21 protein-coding genes, 2 tRNA genes and 2 pseudogenes are annotated in these 20,320 nt (G+C 69.3%); 7 read left to right on the top strand and 18 right to left on the bottom strand.

Annotated elements, in window-relative coordinates:
* Positions 1-2: 2 nt before the first annotated feature.
* Genes sdhA through AABM41_05730 form a run of 4 tightly spaced genes read right to left on the bottom strand, consistent with a single transcriptional unit; the run spans position 3 to position 3,666 of the window.
* Complete coding sequence (gene sdhA / locus AABM41_05745; GenBank protein MEK6191811.1) at positions 3-1,793, bottom strand: succinate dehydrogenase flavoprotein subunit; 1,791 nt, start codon at positions 1,791-1,793, stop codon at positions 3-5.
* Positions 1,794-1,803: 10 nt separating this feature from the next.
* Positions 1,804-2,241 carry a succinate dehydrogenase gene (locus tag AABM41_05740; protein ID MEK6191810.1) on the bottom strand — a complete coding sequence of 146 codons (438 nt, stop codon included), beginning with the start codon at positions 2,239-2,241 and terminating at the stop codon, positions 1,804-1,806.
* Positions 2,242-2,245: 4 nt separating this feature from the next.
* Positions 2,246-2,647: a succinate dehydrogenase, cytochrome b556 subunit gene (gene sdhC / locus AABM41_05735; GenBank protein ID MEK6191809.1), complete on the bottom strand. Its 402-nt coding sequence runs from the start codon at positions 2,645-2,647 to the stop codon at positions 2,246-2,248.
* On the bottom strand, positions 2,644-3,666 hold the full coding sequence (locus AABM41_05730; GenBank protein MEK6191808.1) for an isocitrate/isopropylmalate dehydrogenase family protein: 1,023 nt from the start codon (positions 3,664-3,666) through the stop codon (positions 2,644-2,646). Before AABM41_05730 ends, sdhC begins: the two co-directional genes overlap by 4 nt.
* A gap of 74 nt (positions 3,667-3,740) precedes the next feature.
* On the opposite strand from AABM41_05730, the gene sucC reads away from it, so the two are divergent.
* Positions 3,741-4,883 carry an ADP-forming succinate--CoA ligase subunit beta gene (sucC, locus tag AABM41_05725; GenBank protein MEK6191807.1) on the top strand — a complete coding sequence of 381 codons (1,143 nt, stop codon included), beginning with the start codon at positions 3,741-3,743 and terminating at the stop codon, positions 4,881-4,883.
* Positions 4,880-5,758, top strand: coding sequence for a succinate--CoA ligase subunit alpha (sucD, locus tag AABM41_05720; protein MEK6191806.1), 879 nt, complete (start codon positions 4,880-4,882; stop codon positions 5,756-5,758). Before sucC ends, sucD begins: the two co-directional genes overlap by 4 nt.
* Here the strand turns inward: sucD and AABM41_05715 are convergent.
* From AABM41_05715 to AABM41_05690, 6 genes are all read right to left on the bottom strand, one after another.
* Positions 5,755-6,177 carry a VOC family protein gene (locus tag AABM41_05715; GenBank protein MEK6191805.1) on the bottom strand — a complete coding sequence of 141 codons (423 nt, stop codon included), beginning with the start codon at positions 6,175-6,177 and terminating at the stop codon, positions 5,755-5,757. The two genes, sucD and AABM41_05715, sit on opposite strands and share 4 nt — an antisense overlap.
* Positions 6,174-7,787 carry a methylmalonyl-CoA mutase family protein gene (locus AABM41_05710; GenBank protein ID MEK6191804.1) on the bottom strand — a complete coding sequence of 538 codons (1,614 nt, stop codon included), beginning with the start codon at positions 7,785-7,787 and terminating at the stop codon, positions 6,174-6,176. The genes AABM41_05715 and AABM41_05710 overlap by 4 nt, the downstream gene beginning before the upstream one ends.
* 10 nt (positions 7,788-7,797) lie before the next feature.
* Positions 7,798-8,277, bottom strand: a complete 480-nt coding sequence (locus AABM41_05705; GenBank protein MEK6191803.1) for a biotin/lipoyl-containing protein — start codon at positions 8,275-8,277, stop codon at positions 7,798-7,800.
* Positions 8,274-9,788 carry a biotin carboxylase N-terminal domain-containing protein gene (locus tag AABM41_05700; GenBank protein MEK6191802.1) on the bottom strand — a complete coding sequence of 505 codons (1,515 nt, stop codon included), beginning with the start codon at positions 9,786-9,788 and terminating at the stop codon, positions 8,274-8,276. Before AABM41_05700 ends, AABM41_05705 begins: the two co-directional genes overlap by 4 nt.
* A gap of 37 nt (positions 9,789-9,825) precedes the next feature.
* Entirely contained in the window at positions 9,826-11,376 is a 1,551-nt protein-coding gene (locus AABM41_05695) for an acyl-CoA carboxylase subunit beta (GenBank protein ID MEK6191801.1), read from the bottom strand.
* 16 nt (positions 11,377-11,392) lie between these two features.
* Positions 11,393-11,468: transfer RNA gene (locus AABM41_05690), tRNA-Ile, on the bottom strand.
* Between the two features lie 178 nt (positions 11,469-11,646).
* Here AABM41_05690 and AABM41_05685 point away from each other — a divergent pair.
* Together AABM41_05685 and AABM41_05680 are read left to right on the top strand one after the other, a co-directional pair.
* The gene (locus AABM41_05685) at positions 11,647-12,414 is read left to right on the top strand and encodes a ParA family protein (GenBank protein MEK6191800.1); all 768 of its coding nucleotides are present in this window, start codon (positions 11,647-11,649) and stop codon (positions 12,412-12,414) included.
* Positions 12,407-13,369, top strand: coding sequence for a ParB/RepB/Spo0J family partition protein (locus AABM41_05680; GenBank protein MEK6191799.1), 963 nt, complete (start codon positions 12,407-12,409; stop codon positions 13,367-13,369). Before AABM41_05685 ends, AABM41_05680 begins: the two co-directional genes overlap by 8 nt.
* A 6-nt stretch (positions 13,370-13,375) precedes the next feature.
* On the opposite strand, the gene AABM41_05675 is transcribed toward AABM41_05680, so the two are convergent.
* Positions 13,376-13,732, bottom strand: coding sequence for a hypothetical protein (locus AABM41_05675; GenBank protein ID MEK6191798.1), 357 nt, complete (start codon positions 13,730-13,732; stop codon positions 13,376-13,378).
* Positions 13,733-13,826: 94 nt separating this feature from the next.
* Here AABM41_05675 and AABM41_05670 point away from each other — a divergent pair, with 94 nt between their 5' ends.
* Together AABM41_05670 and AABM41_05665 are read left to right on the top strand one after the other, a co-directional pair.
* Positions 13,827-14,381, top strand: a complete 555-nt coding sequence (locus tag AABM41_05670) for a hypothetical protein (protein ID MEK6191797.1) — start codon at positions 13,827-13,829, stop codon at positions 14,379-14,381.
* Positions 14,382-14,411: 30 nt separating this feature from the next.
* Entirely contained in the window at positions 14,412-14,627 is a 216-nt protein-coding gene (locus tag AABM41_05665) for a hypothetical protein (GenBank protein MEK6191796.1), read from the top strand.
* A gap of 2 nt (positions 14,628-14,629) precedes the next feature.
* On the opposite strand, the gene AABM41_05660 is transcribed toward AABM41_05665, so the two are convergent.
* The 4 genes from AABM41_05660 to AABM41_05645 form a co-directional block, all read right to left on the bottom strand.
* Positions 14,630-15,283, bottom strand: coding sequence for a carboxypeptidase-like regulatory domain-containing protein (locus AABM41_05660; protein MEK6191795.1), 654 nt, complete (start codon positions 15,281-15,283; stop codon positions 14,630-14,632).
* Between the two features lie 40 nt (positions 15,284-15,323).
* On the bottom strand, positions 15,324-16,244 hold the full coding sequence (locus AABM41_05655; protein ID MEK6191794.1) for a proline dehydrogenase family protein: 921 nt from the start codon (positions 16,242-16,244) through the stop codon (positions 15,324-15,326).
* A 61-nt stretch (positions 16,245-16,305) separates the two neighbouring features.
* Positions 16,306-16,668, bottom strand: a complete 363-nt coding sequence (locus AABM41_05650; protein MEK6191793.1) for a helix-turn-helix transcriptional regulator — start codon at positions 16,666-16,668, stop codon at positions 16,306-16,308.
* A gap of 482 nt (positions 16,669-17,150) precedes the next feature.
* Positions 17,151-17,564, bottom strand: coding sequence for a VOC family protein (locus AABM41_05645; GenBank protein ID MEK6191792.1), 414 nt, complete (start codon positions 17,562-17,564; stop codon positions 17,151-17,153).
* A gap of 140 nt (positions 17,565-17,704) precedes the next feature.
* Between AABM41_05645 and AABM41_05640 the strand changes: the two genes are divergently transcribed.
* Complete coding sequence (locus AABM41_05640) at positions 17,705-18,121, top strand: VOC family protein (GenBank protein MEK6191791.1); 417 nt, start codon at positions 17,705-17,707, stop codon at positions 18,119-18,121.
* A 13-nt stretch (positions 18,122-18,134) separates the two neighbouring features.
* Here the strand turns inward: AABM41_05640 and AABM41_05635 are convergent.
* The 3 genes and pseudogenes from AABM41_05635 to AABM41_05625 form a co-directional block, all read right to left on the bottom strand.
* Positions 18,135-18,209 (bottom strand) — tRNA-Asn (locus tag AABM41_05635).
* Between the two features lie 79 nt (positions 18,210-18,288).
* A pseudogene (locus AABM41_05630) lies at positions 18,289-19,095 on the bottom strand (sigma-70 family RNA polymerase sigma factor).
* Positions 19,096-19,647: 552 nt separating this feature from the next.
* Positions 19,648-20,184: pseudogene (locus tag AABM41_05625) on the bottom strand (sigma-70 factor domain-containing protein).
* Between the last annotated feature and the right edge of the window lie 136 nt (positions 20,185-20,320).

Genomic DNA, 20,320 nt, shown 5'->3' with positions numbered 1-20,320 from the left:
GGTCAGTACACCCGGGGAGCCGGCTGGTATTCAGTGACCGTGACCGGCTTGTAGGTCAGCGCGACCGTCCCGTCCGATGGGCGGGTGGCGAATGTGTGGCGCATCCAGCGCGCATCGTCGCGCTCGGGAAAGTCCTCCCTTGCATGGGCGCCGCGGGTTTCGGTCCGCGCCTCGGCCGAGATGATCATGGCCTCCGCGCAATCCAGCAGAAACCCGAGCTCGATCGCATCGGTCAGGTCCGTGTTGTAGCGCACGCCGTGGTCGTCGAGCCGTAGGCGCCGGGCTCGTCCACGCAGGGCGGCCACCCCGGCCCGTCCGGCGGCCAACCCCGCCCCGCTGCGATACACCCCGCAGGCGGTGAACATGAGCTCGCGCAGCTCCGCCCGGATCGTGGCCGGACGCTCGCCGTCGGTGGTGCGCAGCAGCTCGGTCAGCCGCGCCGCGGACCGCGCTTCGGCCTCAGGGTCCCGTCCGGGCGAGGGCGCGTCGCGCAGCCCGTCGGCCATGGCCTCGCCGGCCCGCCGGCCGAAGACGAGGATGTCGAGCAGCGAGTTGGTTCCCAGCCGATTGGCGCCGTGGACGCTGATGCAGGCGCACTCGCCGGCGGCGAAGAAGCCAGGCACGACCCGGCCGTCGACATCGGCCAGGACCCGGCCGTCGACATCGGTCGGGATGCCCCCCATCGCATAGTGGGCGGTGGGCTGAACGGGGACCAGATCGGTCAATGGCTCGAGCCCAAAGTAGGTCCGGATGAAGCCCGCCATGTCGGGGAGCTTGTGATCGAGGATCTCGGCGCCGAGGTGCCGGACGTCGAGATGGACGAAGTCCTCGCCGTTGATCCCTCGCCCGGCGGCGATCTCCTGGTAGATGCTGCGGCTCACCACGTCGCGACCGGCCAGGTCCTTCATCGTCGGGGCGTAACGCTCCATGAAGCGCTCGCCGTCACCGTTGCGCAGGATTCCGCCCTCACCCCGCATGGCCTCCGAGAGCAGGAAGCCGAGCCGATACATGCCGGTGGGGTGGAACTGGTAGAACTCCATGTCCTCCAGCGCCAGGCCGCGCCGGTAGGCGATCGCCACCCCGTCCCCGGTCAGGGTATGGGCGTTGGAGGTGACCTTGTAGACCATCCCGAACCCGCCGGTGGCGAACAGCACGCCGCGGGCCAGGAATACCGTCAGCTCGCCGCTTGCCAGCCGGAGGGCCAGGACCCCGCTGACATGGCCGCCGGAACCATCCGGCATGAGCAGGTCGAGGACCTGGTACTCGTCGAAGAACGTCACGTCATGGCGGATGCACTGCTGATACAGGGTCTGCAGGATGGCGTGCCCGGTGCGGTCGGCCGAGTAGCAGGAACGGCGGACGGGTGCCTCGCCGTGGTTCCGCGTGTGCCCTCCGAATCGACGTTGGTCGATCAGCCCGTCCGGGGTCCGGTCGAAGGGCAGGCCCAGGTGCTCGAGGTCGCGGATGGTCTGCGCCGCGTCGCGGCACATGACTTCCGCCGCGTCCTGGTCGACGAGGTAGTCCCCGCCCTTGACGGTGTCCCACCAGTGCCACTCCCAGTGGTCCTCCTCGGTGTTTCCCAGCGCCGCGCACACGCCGCCCTGGGCCGCGCCGGTGTGGGATCGGGTGGGGTAAAGCTTGGACACGACTCCCACCCGCCCCGCCGTCCCCAGCCTGCGCTTCAGCTCCAGGGCGGCATACAGGCCCGCACCCCCGGCGCCGACCACCACCGCATCCAGGACGTGGACGCGGGGGGCCGCGGCGGGGCCGCGCCCGATCATGGGCACGCTCATGGGCGGCCGCTCACGAGAACGGGCCGACGGCGGGAGCCTGGTCCGGGTTGAAGAACACGACCACGAACAGCCCGAGAAGCAGCCAGGCCACCGCGAGCAACCCCAGGCCGCCCACGAGCAGTGTGCGGACCGATCCGCGCGGCACGAGGTCGGTGATCACGACCCGCGCCCCGTTCACGCCGTGGACCAGCGCCAGGACCAGCAGCAGGGCGTCGTAGATGCGCCAGAACGGTGTCCCCCAGCGGCTGGTGACGAAGGCGAAGCTGACCTCCTCGCCGGACAGCTGAACGAGGACATGCATGATCAGCATGTGGCCCAGCGCCAGGAAGACGAGGGCCAGGCCGCTGAGCCGCATGAACCACCACCAGAACCGCTCGCGGCCCGGGCCAACCGGGCGCGGCTTGCGGGCCGGCGGGTTGCCAAGCCAGACCGTGCGGCCAACGCTCATCGGATCACCACCACGGCGCGTACGGGGCCAACATCAGGAGGGACAGCGGGATCATGGCCGTCAGGGTGGCGATGACCACCCCGTAGGTGAGCGGCCGGTACCACGCCGTCGTGGCCGGGAAGAAATCGAGAAGGATCACCTTCAACCCGTTGAGCGAGTGGTACACCAGGGCGGCCATGAGGACGATCTCGCCGAGGCGGATGGGAAGGTTGCGGAACAGCCCCAGCGTCGCGTCGTACACGGTTGGGCCCAGGGTCACCATGGACGTCTCCACGATGTGCACGAATAGGTAGGCGAGGACCCCGATCCCCGACAGCCGATGACCGAACCAGGCCAGCTGGGCCCAGGAGACGCGGTAGCTGACCACGCGGGCCTGGGCCCGGGCCAGCCGCGACGCGATCGTCATGCGGCGGATCTCAGGGCCTGCACCCGGGCCGCCACTGCCTCGCCGTACGCGCGGGTCCCGGATGTGCCACCCAGGTCGGCGGTCCGGATGGCTCCCTCGCCGATAACCGCCCGGACGGCGTCCTCGACCGCCGCGCCGGCCGCCGTCTCCCCGATGTGCCGGAGCAGGAGCGCGCCGGAAAGGATGAGCGCGGTCGGGTTGGCCCGGTCCTGGCCGGCGTACTTCGGGGCCGATCCATGGACCGCCTCGAACACGGCCGCCTCCTCCCCGATGTTCGCGCCCGGGGCGAGGCCCAGCCCACCGACCAGGCCGGCGGTCAGGTCGCTGATGATGTCCCCGTACAGGTTGGGGGCCACCAGGACGTCATACGTCTCCGGCTTCTGGACCAGCTGCATGCACATGTTGTCCACGATCCGATCCTGGAACCCGATGCGCCCCTCGTAGTCCGCCGCAACCCGCCGGCAGCTGTCCAGGAACAGGCCGTCGGTGAGCTTCATGATGTTCGCCTTGTGGACGGCGGTGACGACCTTCCGTCCGTTCCGCACCGCGTACTCGAACGCGTAGCGGGCGATCCGCTCGGACGCGCCACGGGTGATGATCTTGGTGCTCTCCGCGTGGTCGGCGCTGACCGCACGCTCGATTCCCGCGTACAGGTCCTCGGTGTTCTCGCGGACGATGACCAGGTCGACGTCGGAGTAGCGGGACGCGACGCCGACGAAGCTGCGGGCGGGTCGCACGTTGGCGTACAGGGTCAATGCCTGGCGCAGGGCGACGTTGACGCTCCGGAACCCCATTCCCACCGGAGTCGTGATCGGCCCCTTGAGGGCGACCTTGGTGCGTCGCACGCTGTCGATGACGCGATCCGGCAGCGGATTGCCCTCGCTGGCCAGGGTGGCCTCTCCGGCCGTCTGCTCGTCCCATTCGAAAGCCACGCCGGTGGCCTCGAGCACCTCGCGGGCGGCCGCCGCGATCTCGGGCCCGATCCCGTCACCGGGAATGAGGGTCACCTGGTAGGTCACGCCCCAAGTGTAGGCAGCCCGGCTCGCGCCCGGTGGCCGGTCGACCGCGCGGCCGGTCGGGTACGCTCCGGGCCGTGAAGCTCCAGGAGTTCCGCAGCAAGGAGATCCTCGCCCGTCACGGCATCCCCACCCTCCCCGGCGAGATCGCAACCACGCCGGCCGCAGCCCGCGCGGCGGCTGAGCGGCTCGGGGTGCCGGTGGTGGTCAAGGCGCAGGTACTCGCCGGCGGACGGGGCAAGGCCGGCGGCGTCAAGCTGGCCGCCGACCCGGCCGAGGCCGAGGCGCGGGCGGCCGAGATCCTGGAGCTGCGCATCGCCGGGGCGCCGGTCCACACGGTCCTCGTGACGCCATCCGTCGTCATCGCCCACGAGTACTACCTCGCCGTCATCCTGGACCGAGCCGCCAGGGCCGTGACCGTCATTGCCAGCGCCGAGGGTGGGATCGACATCGAGGATGTGGCGCAGACCGATCCGGCGGCGGTCCTGCGCCTGCCGCTGCACCCGCTCATCGGGCTCCAGCCCCATAACGTCCGCGCGGTCAGCTTCTTCCTGGCCATTCCCGAGGCACATCGGGCGACCTTCGCCACCACCCTGACCGGCCTGGTGGAGGCCTTCGTGCAGACCGATGCGGAGCTGGCCGAGATCAACCCGCTGGCGCTCACCTCCGACGGGCTGGTGGCGCTGGACGCCAAGATGGTCCTGGACGACTCCGGATTGGCCCGGCATCCCGACCTCGAGCAGCTGCGCGACCCGGCCGAGGAGGAGCCGGCCGAGGCCGCAGCCCGCGAGGCCGGCATCAGCTACATCAAGCTTGAAGGCACCATCGGCTGCATGGTCAACGGCGCTGGGTTGGCCATGGCCACCATGGACCTGGTCAAGCTGGCCGGAGGCGAGCCGGCGAACTTCCTGGACATCGGCGGCGGGGCACGACACGAGCGGGTGGCGGCCGCGTTCCGGATCATCCTCGCCGACCCCAACGTCCGCGCCGTACTGATCAACATCTTCGGCGGCATCACGCGGGGCGACGAGGTGGCGCAGGGCATCGTCGAGGCCCGGGCGGGGTTGGAGCGCCAGGTGCCGATGGTGGTCCGAATCGTGGGCACCAACGCCGACGAGGCGGCGTTCATCCTCGAGTCGGCGGACCTGCAGACGGCCTACACCCTGGACGAGGCGGCAGCCATGGCCGTCGCCGCGGCCACGGCCGGCGAGGGCCGATGAGCATCCTCGTCGATGGCGACACGCGACTCCTGATCCAGGGCATCACCGGCCGCGAGGGTCAGTTCCACGGCCAGGCCATGCTCAACTTCGGAACGCAGGTAGTGGCGGGAGTCACCCCCGGCAAGGGCGGCCAGGAGACGTTCAACGGCCGGGTCCCCATCTTCGACACGGTCGCCGAGGCGGTCGGCCGGACGGGGGCCAACACGAGCGTCATCTACGTCCCGGCGGCCTTCGCTCCGGACGCGATCTTCGAGGCCGCGTCGAGCGGGATCGGCCTCATCTTCTGCATCACCGAGGGCATCCCGGCCCTGGACATGCTTCGCGTGTACCACGTCCTGCGCGCCCAGGGCGTCCGCCTCATCGGTCCCAACTGCCCCGGCGCCACGACTCCCGGCGAGGCCAAGGTCGGGATCATCCCCGGCAACATTCATCGGCGGGGACGGGTGGGTCTGGTGAGCCGATCCGGCACCTTGACCTACGAAGTGGTCGAGGCCTTGACCGATGAAGGGATCGGTCAATCGACCTGCGTCGGGATCGGCGGCGACCCGATCGTGGGCACCAGCTTCATCGAGATCCTGACACTGTTCGAGGCAGACCCCCTGACCGATGCGGTCGTGCTCATTGGCGAGATCGGTGGCGACGAGGAGGAACGGGCGGCCGAGCACATCGCAAAGACGATGTCCAAGCCGGTGGCCGCTTTCGTGGCCGGGCGTACGGCGCCGCCGGGACGGCGCATGGGTCACGCCGGGGCGATCATCTCGGGCGGGACCGGCACCGCGGAGTCGAAGCGGACCGCCCTGCGCGACGCGGGGGTACGGGTTGCCGACTCCCCGCTCCAGATCCCGGCACTCCTCCGCGAGGCCGGGGTGGCCTAGCCGCCGTCCTCCGGTGTCCCGCGCTCGAGGAGCTCCCACAGGACCCCATTGAGGGTTCGCGGGTGGATGAAGGCCACTGACCCCTCGGCGCCCGGACGCGGGACGTGGTCGACCAGCTCGGCCCCGGCGGATTTCAGGCGGGCCAGCTCCTGGACCAGGGTCGTCGTCCCGAAGCAGACGTGGTGGAGCCCCTCGCCTCGCGAGTCGAGGAAGCGGGCCACGCCGCTGTCCGGGTCGGTGGGCTCGATCAGCTCCAGGCGAGCGGCGGGAGCGGGGCCGGTGGGCAGGAAGCAGATCCGAACCCCCTGCGCGGCGACGGGCCGCACCCCGTCAGACGACTCCAGGCCGAACAGTTCCCGGTATCGCGGCAGCGCCTCGTCGATGGACCGCACGACCACCGCGATGTGGTCGATGATCACGGCCGGTGCTCTCCCCACGCGGCGCGCAGGGCGTCGGCAATCTCGCCCAGCGTGACGTCGGCCTCGACGCAGGCGCGGATCCGCGGGAGCAGGTTCTCGGTCCCGCGTGCCGCGGCGCCGAGGGCATCCACCGTAGCGGCCGCGGCGCGGGGGTCGCGGGCGGCGCGGACGGCGCGCGTCCGCTCGGCCTGGCTGCGCTCCGCCCCTGGGTCGATGCGCTGCGGCTGCGGGCGGGCGGCCTGCTCGCCGGGCTCAACGAATGCATTCACTCCCACCACGACTGCCTCGCCGGATTCGAACGCTCGCTGGTCGGCATAGGCCGCGTCGGCAATGGCGCCGGCCTGGTAACCGGCCTCCAACGCGGCCAGTGGTCCACCCAGCTCGTCCAGTCGCACCAGCTCGGCGCTGGCTCGTTCGTCGAGCTCATCGGTCAGGGCCTCGACGTACCACGAGCCGCCCAGCGGGTCGATCGGCGCGCTGAGCCCCGACTCGTAGGCCAGGACCTGCTGGGTCCTCAGCGCCAGCCGGGCCGCTTCGGGGCTCGGCAGCCCCAGGGCCTCGTCCAACGCGTTGGTATGGAGGGATTGTGTCCCGCCCAGGACCGCGGCCAGGGCCTGGACCGTCGTTCGGACCGTGTTCGTCTCCGGTTGCTGGGCGGTCAGCGTCGAGCCGGCGGTCTGGACGTGGAAGCGCAGGGTCATGCTTCGCGGGTCGGTGGCGTGGTACCGGTCGCGGGCGACCCGCGACCACAGCCGGCGCGCGGCCCGGAACTTTGCAACCTCCTCGAACAGGTCGTTGTGGGCGGCGAAGAAGAACGACAGGCGGGGCGCAAACTCGTCGAAGGTAAGGCCGGCCGCCACGGCCGCATCGGCGTAAGTGATCGCGTTGCCCATCGTGAAGGCCAGCTCCTGGACCGCGGTCGCCCCGGCCTCCCGCATGTGGTAGCCGCTGATGCTGATCGGGTTGAACTGGGGCAGCTCCGCCCGGCAGTAGGCGATGACATCGGTCGCCAACCGCAGCGATGGGCCGGGCGGGAAGATATAGGTCCCGCGCGCGACATATTCCTTGAGGATGTCGTTCTGGACCGTCCCACGCAGTTGCGCCGGCTCCACCCCCTGGCGGCGACCGACGGTCTCGTACAGTGCGAGCAGGATGGCCGCGGTGGCGTTGATCGTCATCGAGGTGCTGACCGTGCCCAGGTCGATCCCATCCAGCAGGCGCTCCATGTCACGGACGGTGTCGATCGGCACCCCCACCCGGCCCACCTCGCCGGCCACCCGCGAGTCGTCGCTGTCGTATCCCATCTGGGTCGGCAGGTCGAACGCCACCGACAGCCCCGTCTGGCCGTCCGCCAGCAGGTCACGGAAGCGCCGGTTCGACTCCGCGGGCGAGGTGAACCCGGCGTACTGGCGCATGGTCCAGGGGCGCCCGCGGTAGCCCGATGCGTGGATGCCCCGGGTGTACGGATAGGCGCCCGGATCTCCCAGCCGGTCGTCGAGATCGGGGGCCAGGTCGCCTGACCGATACACGCCGCGGATCTCAAATCCCGAGCTGGACCGATCGCGGCGCGGACCGCTGTCCGCGCTCGCCGGTTCGTCTCCGCTGCTCACGCCGCCGATTCTACGGTTCGGGCTCGGCCAGCCGAACAAGGAGGGCGCCGCTGACGATCGTCTGGCCTGGCGCCGCCTCGACGCTCACCACCTGCCCCGCGCGCGGCGCACGGATCTCGTTCTCCATCTTCATGGCCTCCACCGTCACCAGGGCATCCCCCTCCGCCACCAGGTCGCCCGGACGGACCGCGACCTTGACCACCAACCCCGGCAGGGTGGCGCGGACCTCCGCCGGGCCATGACGCGGGGCGGCAAGTTGGCTCGACTCGGCCAGCAGCCGCTCCCGATGGCCGCGGACCGTGACCGCGATCCGGCGTCCACGGATGGTGACGACCCACTCCGCCGGGCCGCCCTCGACCAGGACCGGGACGCGCTCGCCGGCGCGGCGCAGGGTCGCCTCACGGTGCCCGCGGGCTAGCCAGCCGAACTCCCATTCGGGGTCTGGGGCCGTCGGCTGACCCTCGACCAGGAACTCCGCCTCATCCCTCACGGCTCGACCGCCTCGTCGCGCGCCAGCCGGGCCCACGGGCGTTCGCTCCGGGTCATCGCGGCGCCGGTCGAAGGAGCGGCGCGGGGCCGAGGCGGGACGCCCGTCGCGCGGGCCCCAGCCACCGCGGTCGCGGCCATCTGGACCTCGCCGTCGGACAAACCCGGCCCGTCGGCCCACAGGTCGGGAACCAGCCCGGTGTCGTACTTGCCCGCGATGAACGCCGGCTGGTCTACCAACCAGCGATGGAATCCCAAGGTCGTCGACACGCCCCCGATCCGCGTTTCGTCCAATGCACGCCGCAGGCGTGCCACCGCCGCCGGGCGGTCCGGTGCATGGACCATGAGCTTGGCCAGCAACGGGTCGTACTCGGTGGGCAGCTCGAGGTCGGCCTCCATCCCAGCATCCACGCGGACGCCCGGCCCGTCGGGCATGCGCCAGGCACCGATCCGGCCAGTGGTGGGGCGGAAACCCTCCCACGGATCCTCGGCATACAGGCGCACCTGGATCGCGTGACCGCGCCACCGCGGTTCGAGCACCTCCACTGGGAGGCGCTCGCCGGCTGCCACCCGCAATTGCCAGGCAACCAGGTCCACCCCGGTCACCAGCTCGGTGACGCCATGCTCGACCTGAAGCCGGGTGTTCATCTCGAGGAACCAGTGGTGCTGCTCACGGTCGAGGAGGAACTCGACTGTCGCCGCGCTGTGGAACGGCACCGCCTCCGCGATGCGGCGCGCGTCGGCCGCCATGCGCTCGCGCGTCTCTGGACTGAGGCCGGGCGCGGGTGCCTCCTCGACCAGCTTCTGGTGGCGGCGCTGGACCGAGCAGTCGCGTTCCCCGAGTACGGCCAGTCCCCCATGTCGATCCCCGAGAAGCTGGACTTCGACGTGGCGCGCACCGAGGATCAGGCGCTCGACGTACAGCGTTCCGTCCCCGAAGGCGGCCGTCGCCTCGCGCCGTGCGCTGTCCAGCGCCTCGGGCATGTCGGCCGGCCGATCGACCCTTCGCACGCCGCGGCCGCCGCCACCGGCCGCGGCCTTGACGAGCAACGGATAGCCGAGATCGTCCAGTTCGGCCAGGCGCGCCGTGTCGACCGCCACCATCAGACCCGGGGTAACGGGCACGCCGGCATCTGCCGCGGTGCGACGGGCGGCCAGCTTGTCGCCCAGCCCCTGCATCGTTTCGGGCGGCGGGCCAACGAACACCAGACCGGCGGCCGTCACCGCGCGGGCGAAGGTGGCGCTCTCGCTGAGGAAGCCATACCCGGGATGCACCGCCTCGGCGTCCGAGCGTCGGGCGGCGTCGAGCAGCGCATCGATCGACAGGTACGACTCGGCGGCGGCGGCCGGACCAATGTGCTCCGCTCGGTCGGCGGCGCGGACGTGGGGTGCGTCGCGGTCGACGTCCGAGTAGACGGCGACCGCCTCGATCCCCAACTCGCGGCAGGCCCGGATGATCCGAATCGCGATCTCGCCTCGATTCGCGACCAGGACTCGGCGAAACGGCGGCGTCACTGTCTTTGCGGAAAGACGGGCAACGGCTGCCGGCGCGTCAAAGCGGAATGTTGCCGTGCTTCCGCCGCGGGCCCGGCTGACGCTTCCCGTCCAGGACGGCGAAGGCCCCAGCCACCCGACCCCGCGTTTCGGAGGGACGGATGACTTCATCGATGTAGCCGCGCGATGCGGCGACGTACGGATTCGCGAATCGCTCTTCGTACTCCGCTACCAGCTGCTGCCGCTCGGCCTCCGGGTCGGCGGCCTGCGCGAGGCGCTCGCGGAACACGATGTTCACTGCGCCCTCGACGCCCATCACCGCGATCTCCGCCGTCGGCCATGCAAAGTTCAGGTCGCCGCGGATGTGCTTGCTGCTCATGACGTCGTAGGCGCCGCCGTATGCCTTGCGGGTGATCACCGTGACTTTCGGCACGGTGGCTTCCGCGAACGCGTACAGCAATTTCGCGCCGTGGCGGATGATGCCGCGATGCTCTTGATCGACGCCGGGCAGGAATCCGGGCACGTCGACCAGGGTGAGCAGCGGAACGTTGAAGCAGTCGCACGTCCGCACGAAGCGCGCCGCTTTGTCGGAGGCGTCGATGTCGAGAACACCTGCCAGCACGTTGGGTTGTTGGGCCACGACCCCGATTGACCGACCTTCGATGCGCGCGAAGCCACAGATGATGTTGCGCGCGAACCCGGCGTGCACCTCGAGAAACGATTCGGCGTCCACGATCCCGCGAATGACGTCGTGCATGTCGTATGCCTGCTGGGGCGAATCGGGAATCACGGCATCCAGTTCGTCCGCGTCTCCGGGAGGTGGTGCCCATTCGGACCGCGTGATGACCGGATCGACATTGTTCTGAGGCAGGTACCCCAGGATCTGTCGTGCGAGCAGCAGGGCCGCCGGTTCAGACGGCGCGAGGAAGTGCGCCACTCCGCTGACTTCGTTGTGGATCCGCGCGCCACCCAGTCCCTCGAAGTCGATCTCTTCATGGGTCACCGTTTTCACGACGTTGGGTCCGGTCACGAACATGTAGCTCAACCCGTCGACCATGATCGTGAGATCGGTGATGGCCGGCGAGTACACGGCGCCGCCGGCGCATGGCCCGAGCACCAGTGACAGCTGGGGGACGACCCCCGACGCCAGGGTGTTACGCAGGAAGATCTCGGCGTAGCCACCCAACGAGTCCACGCCTTCCTGAATCCGTGCGCCACCCGAGTCCGCAAGGCCGATGATCGGCGCCCCACTGGCGACCGCCAGGTCCATCACCTTGCAGATCTTTTGCGCGTGCGCCTCCGACAGGGAGCCACCGAAGACGGTGAAGTCCTGGGCGTATACGAATACGGTGCGTTCGTCGATGGTTCCCCAGCCGGTGACCACACCGTCGCCCAGGTAGCGCTCGTCTTCCAGCCCGAACTCGGTTGTCCGGTGCGTGACGAAGGCGTCCAGCTCCGCGAACGACCCGTCATCGAGGAGGATCTCCAGGCGCTCGCGTGCCGTCAGCTTGCCGCGCGCATGCTGCTGTGCAATCCGCTCTTCGCCGCCGCCGCGTTGCGCGGCGCGTCGTTGTTCGGCCAGGTGGTCGAGCTTGTCCGATGTCGACACCGGTCCTCCAAGGAGATGGTGGGCCCAGCAGGGATCGAACCTGCGACCAGCCGGTTATGAGCCGGATGCTCTAACCACTGAGCTATGGGCCCGACAGGGGCTGGCGGTGGACAACTCCGAGTATAGAGGCTCGTCTTTGCACAAAGACATCGACAGTCCCCGACGTTGTGGATAACCCCGATGACCTTGGATGGTGCGGCTGCCTATGATCCGCACCGGATCGCATCCGCGATTCAGCAGCTCGAAATTCAGACCGCGGAAGGTGTCGCCTTGACCAAAGTCATCTCGTTGGCCAATCAGAAGGGTGGTGTGGGTAAGACGACATGCACCATCAATCTCGGAGGCGCTCTGGCCGAGCTGGGGTATCGCGTTCTGTGCATCGACATGGACCCCCAGGCCAACCTGACCGTCGGCCTCGGGATCTCGCTAGGCGATGTTCACCGATCCATGGCCGATGTGCTCAACGAGGATCGAGTGGGGCTGGACGAGGTCATTCGCGAAACGGCGGTGGCCGGCCTGTCCGTCGCTCCGGCGACGCTGGAGCTGGCCTCGACCGAGGTCGAGCTGTTCACCGCCATCGGCCGCGAAATGGTGCTGGGAGATGCGATCTCCGGTTCTGCCGATCGGCAGTACGACGTGATCCTGATCGACAGTCCCCCGACCCTGGGCCTGCTGACGATCAACGCTTTGGTCGCGTCCTCGCGCGTCATCATCCCGGTCCAGACCCAGTTCTACGCCATCAAGGGCCTGACCGCGCTGATCAAAGTTATCAACACCATCCGGGTCAAGCTCAATCACGACCTGGTGATCCTCGGCCTGCTGCCGACGTTCTATGACGGCCGCACGATCCTCGCCCGCGAGATGCTGGAGAACCTCCGGGAGCTGGGTGACCAGCGTGTCTTCAACACCATGATCAAGAACACGGTGAAGCTCGGGGAGGCGCCGCTGACCGGCCGCCCCGTTACCGAATACGCGCCAAGCTCGGCGGCCGCGCATGCCTTCCGGGACCTGGCGCGGGAGGTGATCGAACTTGGCTAGGCCGCCGGTCTTCAAGGACAACATCGCCCGTCTCTTCGACGAGGCAGCCGCGACGGAGCTGACGGCGGGCATCGTCTCGCTGATCGACTCCCGGTCGACCCGGGTCCAGATCCGGGACGTGCCCACCAATCGGGTTCTCCCCAACCCCGCCCAGCCACGCCTCTCGTACGAGGAGGACTCCCTGGCCGAGCTGGCTGATTCGATCCGCGCGCATGGGGTCCTGCAGCCGATCCTGGTCCGGCCCGCCGGGTCCCAGTTCGAGCTCATCGCCGGCGAACGCCGCTGGCGAGCAGCGCGGATGGCCGGCCTCAACGCCGTCCCGGCCATCGTCCTGGACTTCGACGAAGAGACCGCGCTCGAGGTCTCCATCATCGAGAACCTCCAGCGGGAGGACGTGTCGCCGCTCGAGGAAGCGGGCATGTACCGCAAGATGCTGGCCCTGGGCTACTCCGTCCGGCAGCTGGCAGGCAAGATCGGCAAGGACAAGGGCTACGTCGAGAACCGGCTCCGGCTAGCCGACGCGCCGCCGGAGATCCGCGAGCTGGTGGCGGCCCGCAGGGACACCATCAGCCACGCCTACGAGCTGATGAAGGTGACCGATGAGAAGACCCGGCGCAAGCTGGCGACGCGGGTGGCGGCGGGCGAGCTGACTCTGGCCAAGCTCCGCCGCCTGACCGGGACCCGGGAGCCGAAGGCTCCGTCGGATCGGCCGAAGCGCCGAGCCCGCACCGCGGCCGGGGTGGCCGTGGCCGCCCGCAACGCGGACGACGCGCTGCTGGACGTCAAAGGCCGGCTGGCCTCCGTCGTCGACGAGCTGGCCGACCTGCTCCGCCAGCACGAGGTGATCAACCAGATCCCCGCCACCAACCGCGACAACCTGGCCAAGTACCTGACCATCACCAAGCTCAAGATCGAGAACGCGATCGCCATCGTCCGCGCCACGCGCGAGGAGTAACCCCGCTCAGGGGGTGTAGGACATCACCTCGCGGTGCTCGACGAGGAAGTCGACGAGCTTGGCTCGTGCATCCGGATCGGTCCGGCGCAGGCCGGCGACGGCCTTTGGGAGCTCGAAGATCGGCGCCGCCAGGGCCCCGGCGGTGTCGATGCCGACCACGTGGTCAGGGCCGCCGCCGACCAGGAAGGCGCGCTGGAAGCCGCGGGCATCGAGCCCGGCCGCCCGGCTGAAGGCGGCGATGGCCGTTCCCACCCCGCGCCGCTTGGCGAAGTCCATGAACAGATCGCCCGCCCAGATGTCGATCTGCTCGTCGCTTTGGACGGCAACCATCTCCCGGTACGGTTGTGCCTCGGTCAGATTCACGCGCTCTCCTCGCTCGAGCCTGGGCGATTCTAGCCGAGCCGATCGACGCCGAATCGACCCCGGGCCGGCCAGACGCCACTGCTATCCTCGGACCGTGCTGTCTCGCAGCAGCGACCCCCGCACCGAGGACGTCATCACCTACGACCTGGTCCAATCCGGGCCGCAGGGGGAGGCGGTAGTCGGCGCCGCAACATTCCAGGGCGGCCGGTGGCAGGTCAGCGCCCCGGACAACGTGAGCGCCGCCCTCGAGGAGCTCCTGGCCAGCCCGTTCATGGACCGCGTCCGTGCCGACGAGCGGCCGCGCGGCTACCGCCGGAGCCGCCAGGGCCAGGTGGACATGCTCGTGCCAGGAATGGCCGAGCACTTCGTGGCACGCATGCGGGGCCTGTGGTTGGCCTTCCCGGACCAGACCGTCGTCACCGCGCGCGAGGGGCGCGTTCGAGCCTCGGCCCCATCGGCGTCGGCGCTGCCGGAGGCCGCCGAGACCGGCCCGCCGGTGGTCGATCCCGCGGTGCGACGATCGACGCTGGAGCGGGCCGATGACGCGGTCAGCGCCCGAGCCCTGGTGCGCGCCGCCGACCCGGATGCCGGCACCCGACCGCCTGGCTCAGTGGCACTCCGCCGCACGGATTGCGGCTGGATCGTCTGACCCTCGGCCGGCGGCTATGATGCGCCCGAGATGACCGCGCGCCGCTACCTCTTCCTGCCGGTCCTGATCGTGGCGGTCGGCGTCTTCTACCTGCTGTTCAGCCAACCGCCGGAGTTGGCCGGCGCGACCATGCTGCTCGCCTTCGGCGCCGCGGCGACCTTCTTCATGTGGGTCCTGGTTCCAACCGTCGACCACGAGGGCAACACGGCTCCCATCGACCCCGACTTCCCGGAGCCCGACCGCTAGCCTCAGCGAATCCCGGTGTCGTAGCCGATCACCAGGTCGAGGGCTGGAGCCCCGGGGTCGACGGTGAACTCCACCGGCGCGGCCGTGCCCATCAGCCCTTCCACCGGCTGCGGCTCGAGACGGTAGGTACCGGGTTCGAGGATCAGCGCGAACCGACCCTCGGCATCGCTGCTCGTCCGACCCATCTCCACCCCGGCCAGGGTCGTCACCACCAGGACGGCCCCTTCGACGGGCCGATCGGCGCAGGAGGGGTCCGGCGGGTCGGTGACCACCGGGCAGGTCGGGCCGGCAGTGACCGTCCCCGACACGCCCGAGTCGGCAGGAGGCGGATCTCCCGACTCGTCAACCAGATTCACGTCCCCAGTGCTCGAGACGGCGTAGGTCCAGCGGTGCTCGTCGATACAGCCTGCCGGGCAGTCGCCCCACCCCATTCGGATCTCCACCCGCCAACCGTCGTCGCTCTCACTGACCTCATACCAGGCGGCCTGACCGATGAGCTCGGGGTCGCGAGGCGCGAGCCCGGCGAACAGCTCGTTCTGGGCCAGGACCAGGTCCACCGCCTCCGCGGAGGTCAGCGGCGTTGCCGACGGTGCCGACATGCAGGCCGCCGCGCCCCGGACCAGGGCAAGGACAAGAACCGCCGACAGCTGTCTCATGATTGAGGGACGCTCGCCCGAGGCCCGGGGTTCCGCATCCTTACCATGGCAGGAGCTGGCGCAGGGCGAACCAGACGTTGGCGGGCCGCTCGGCGAGGCGCCGGACGTACCACGGGTACCAATACTCGCCATACGCGATGAGGACCCTGACCCGGTATCCGTCCGCCCGCAGCCGACGCTGCTGGTCGGCCCGGATCCCGTACAGCATCTGGACTTCAAACGCGTCCCGAGCATGCCCGGCGTCGCCCCCCGCCCGGGCGATGTCCTCCACCAGCTCCACGTCATGGGTCCCCAGGCCCAGGGTCAGGCGTCCAGCCGCCGCGTCGGGAAGCATGGCCAGCGACAGCTCGCGATAGGCCGCATTCACGTCCCCCTTGTCGCGCAACGCGCGCTCGGCGGGCTCGTCGTAGGCGCCTTTGACCAACCGGATGGCAGGACCCAAGGGCTGGAGGCGCTCGACGTCGGCGGGCGTCCGGTGCAGGTAGGCCTGGAGGCAGACGCCCACCCCTGGCTGTGCGCCCAGGAGCCTCACGTACAGGTCCAGCGTGCGGTCGACGTACGAGCTGTCCTCCATGTCGATCCAAAACCGGCTGCCGGTTTGGGCCGCATGTCGCGCCAGCGACTCGCAGTGCCGATAGGTCGCCTCCGGATCGAGGTCCAGGCCCAGCTGGGTGAGCTTGGGCGAGATGTGCCCCGCCATCTGACGGCGGGCGATCTCCTCGATGAGAGCGTGGTAGTGGGCGGCCACCGTATCGGCCTGCGCCATCTGGGTCAGGTTCTCGCCCAGCCGAGTGTAGAGGGCCGGGATGTCTCGAGCCTCCAGCGCTTCGGCGGCAGTCAGCGCTTCGGCCATCGTCTCGCCCGGCATGAATCGCCGGACGGCGCGACGCATGCCCGGTAGACGCGGGACATGGGTCCGCATCCACGGGTTGCGGGCACACCACAATAGGAAGCGGCGCATCAGGTGCGGGATGGTACCCGTCGAGGCCAGCGCGGGAAGTGACCTGGCCCCTGGGGCCTGCTCAGGTACGTGCGGGGCTCACCCCGGGCCGCTGGCGTCGGCGGCCCGATCGCTGTCGCGCGCGATACCAGGCGAGGTACTCGAGAAGCTCCTCCCGCTCGTCGTCGGTGAGTCCGGCCAAGAGCGCCGCGCTGAACGTGTCGCTGGGCTGCGCATCAGACTCGCCAGGCAAGCGATAGCCGCTGAGTCGCATCAGGTCCGCGTACGGCACGGCCAGTGCCTGGCTTAACGGGTAGAGGACATTGGGCGACGGCCGTTTGACCGCATCATTCTCGAGTTTGTTCAAGTACGCCGCAGAGATGCCTGCCGCGCGCGCCACCTCGATTGCGGACAGCCGGCGCACATCGCGCGCCTGCTTGAGCACGGATCCGATTGATGGTGCCATCCACTGGGCCTCATGTCTACAGTTGATGTTAACAACTACAGTTGACAATACCCCAGTCGCGTGGTTCAATGCAAGGACGGTATTCCACCCAAAGCGGCTCCCGGCGATGGTCGTGAAGCCCCTCGCGGCCGCGAGTACCGTTCAAGTGACCGCATGACGGTCCCCCAAGCGGCAGGGCATAGTCCGCAGGCCGCGACGGTCGCGAGTGACCGCGCGACGCGGAAGGAACGAATTTCAATGGGATCCCTGGCTTGGATCGTCGTCGGCGCCATCGCCGGCTTCCTGGGCAACCAGATCATGGGCTCGAGTAGAGAACTGCTGCGTCGAGGGCGTGGCGATCGCCACGCTTGGCGGTTTAGCGGTTCGCCTCGCGGTGAACTTCGCGACTGGTATGTGTGGACTTCGCCATAGGGGGTAGTTGGCTCTGACGGGCCAGCCAGTCGTTGTGGCCCACGGGCCGGCTATTCGGCGGCAATCGGCTGGTCCCCGGCGCCTGCCGCGACCTTCCAGAGATAGCCGTCAGGATCGGTGAAGTAGCCGCTCCGTCCACCCCACTGCTGGCTTTCCGCCGGCTTGGCGATCTTGCCGCCGGCGCGTTCGGCCTCGGCCAACACCGCATCAACGCGCTCTTCGGAGCGGACGACGTACGAGAGCGTGAAACCGCGAAAGCCGCTGCCATCCGGCGGTACGCCGGCGTCGTCGGCGAGCGCATCCCACGGAAGGAGCCCCAACGCGGACGTACCGTTGTTGAGACTGAACGAAACCCACTCGCCCTGCTCCAGCTGGATTGGCCAGCCGAGGCCCTCGCTGTAGAACTGCTTCGCCCGGTTCAGGTCTCTGACTCCGAGCGTGATGCCGCTGACGTGCGGGTTCATCGGTATGCCTCCTTTTGAATGCAGCATGGGATCCTCGTCATTGGTATGTCCGATCTCGACGCCGAATTGTGACGCGTCGAATGGGCCCTAGGCCGAAATCGGTAAGGTGACCGATATACGCAGCGAGGCAGGAGCACACGATGGACTTCAAACTCGAGCTCGTGGTCGTCCCCGTGTCGGACGTGGACCGCGCCAAGTCCTTCTATGCCGATAAGGCGGGATTCATCGTGGACGTCGACCACCGCGCCGGAGACGCCTTCCGGGTCGTCCAGCTGACGCCGCCGGGCTCGGCGTGCTCGATCACCATCGGAATCGGGGTCACGCAGGTGGCGCCCGGCACCTACCAGGGCCTGCACCTGGTGGTGACCGATATCGAGGCCGCGCGGGGCGAGCTCGTCGACCGTGGGGTTGGCGTCAGCGAGCCATTCCACTTCGGGCCGGAGGGACAGACGCCGGGTCTTGATCCCGAACGGCGCGACTACGGAACCTACTTATCCTTCAGCGATCCCGACGGCAACGGCTGGCTGGTCCAGGAGGTCAAGCACCACGTCCGTTAGGGTCGGCGGGGAGTGGCTCCGGCGGTAGGACTCGAACCTACGACCAAGCGGTTAACAGCCGCCCGCTCTACCACTGAGCTACGCCGGAACGGATGCCGGCCGCGGCGGCGGCCGGGGAACGGCGCGGATTATAGGCCGCAGGACGGATCGGCCTATCCATTGGGTCCCTACTCCAGGTAGTCCTTGAGCTTGCGGCTGCGGCTGGGGTGACGGAGCTTGCGGAGGGCCTTGGCCTCGATCTGTCGGATCCGCTCGCGGGTCACGTTGAAGTCGCGACCCACCTCCTCCAGGGTGCGGCTCCGCCCGTCCTCGAGCCCGAATCGGAGCTGAAGGACCCGCCGCTCACGCGGGGTGAGGCTGTCCAGCACCCCCTCCACTTGCTCCTTGAGGAGCTGGTGGCTGGCCGCGTCCGCGGGGGCGACGCTCGCCAGGTCGGGGATGAAGTCGCCGAGGTGGCTGTCCTCCTCCTCGCCGATGGGCGTCTCCAGGCTGACCGGCTCCTGGCTGACCTTCATGATCTCGCGCACCTTCTCGGGGCTGACCGTCTGCGGCCCGGCCGCCTCGCGCTTGTCGACCTCTTCCTCGGTGGGCTCGCGCTCGAGCTTGTCGCGCAGCTCGCGCACGATCTCGTCGCGGCTCATGCGGCGCGCAATCTCGTCGACCGTGGGCTCGCGACCGAGCTCCTGGAGCAGGGTCCGGCTGACCCGGATCAGGCGGTTGATGGTCTCCACCATGTGGACCGGGATCCGGATCGTCCGAGCCTGGTCGGCGATGGCCCGCGTGATGGCCTGCCGAATCCACCACGTGGCGTACGTGCTGAACTTGAAGCCCTTCTCGTACTCGAACTTCTCGACCGCCCGGATGAGCCCGATGTTCCCCTCCTGGATGAGGTCCAGGAAGCTCATGCCACGACCGATGTACTTCTTGGCGATGCTCACCACCAGCCGGAGGTTGGCCTCGGTCAGGCGCCGTCGGCCGTCGACGCTCTGGTCCACCAGCCGGCCGCTGCGCCGCTCGAGCGGGATCTCCGGGGGGACCTCCGGGTCGGAGCCGAGCTCCTTGAGGTACGCCCGGTCGCGGCCGGCCTCGATGTAGGCGCGGACGATCGCCTGCGCCGTCTCGCGGGCCCAGCGCTCGAGCGCGTAAAGCTCGTCGCGGCCCGGGTGCTCAAGCTGCCGGAAGCGATACGTGTGGCCGAACAGGACCGCGTCTTTCAGCGCCTGGGCCGGGTCGCTGGCGATTGACTTCAGAAGCGACTCGGCCTCCAGAATCCGCGCCCGACCCTCGTCGTCCAGCTCCGGGTCGCGGCGTGCCTTGGTAAACCGAATCGGGGGACGCTCGATGGGCTTTCCGGAGGCGACCCACCAGTCGATGGCGTCCAGGGTCACGCGGGGTGACTCCTGGGGCAGGTCGAAGGCGCGCATGGCGGCCATGGCCCGTGCCTTGGGCTCGCTGCTGAGCGTGACCCACGTGTACAGCATCACCATCGCGCGCGCCGGGTCCTCGATCGCCAGCTCTCCCAGCTCAATCGCCTTGGCCAGCACGACCTCCTCCTCGGCGGTCAGCAGCGCCACTTTCCCGATTTCCTTGAGGTACATCCGCACCGGGTCGTCGATCCCGATGAGGTCGGCAGCGAGAGCCTCGAGGTCCTCCTCGGGCTCCTTGTCGGCCTTGCCCACGGCTATGCCGTCCTCGTCAGGGATGGCGACGGCGACCTCGTCGGTCGGCTCACCAAAGGTCGGCTGGTTCTCGGCGTCGAAGACCTCGACCCCCTGCTCCTCGGCTGCCGCGAACAGTTCCTCGATATGTTCCAGGTTGGTTTCGGGCGCGGGAACGGCGGCCAGGATCTGGTCGTGGGTGATGAATCCGTCCTCGCGGCCATGCGACAGCAGGTCCTCGACGGCGGCGGCAGCCTCCTCGGATCCTTCCGGGCTGGTGACCGCGGCGGCCTTGACCTTCGCGGTCTTCGCCTTGGCTGCGGTCGGTGCGGGGGCTGCCTTCGCAGCAGCGGGCTTCGCAGCAGCGGGCTTCGCAGCAGCGGGCTTCGCAGCAGTCGCCTTCACGGCTGGGGCTCTCGCTGCCACCGGCTTCGCGGCGGTCGCTTTCACGGCCGTCGGCTTCGCGGCGGTCGCTTTCACGGCCGTCGGCTTCGCGGCGGTCGCTTTCACGGCCGTCGGCTTCGCGGCGGTCGCTTTCACG

Source organism: Chloroflexota bacterium (assembly GCA_038040195.1).
Lineage (GTDB): Bacteria > Chloroflexota > Limnocylindria > QHBO01 > QHBO01 > DASTEQ01.
This window is presented reverse-complemented; position numbering and strand designations above follow the sequence as displayed.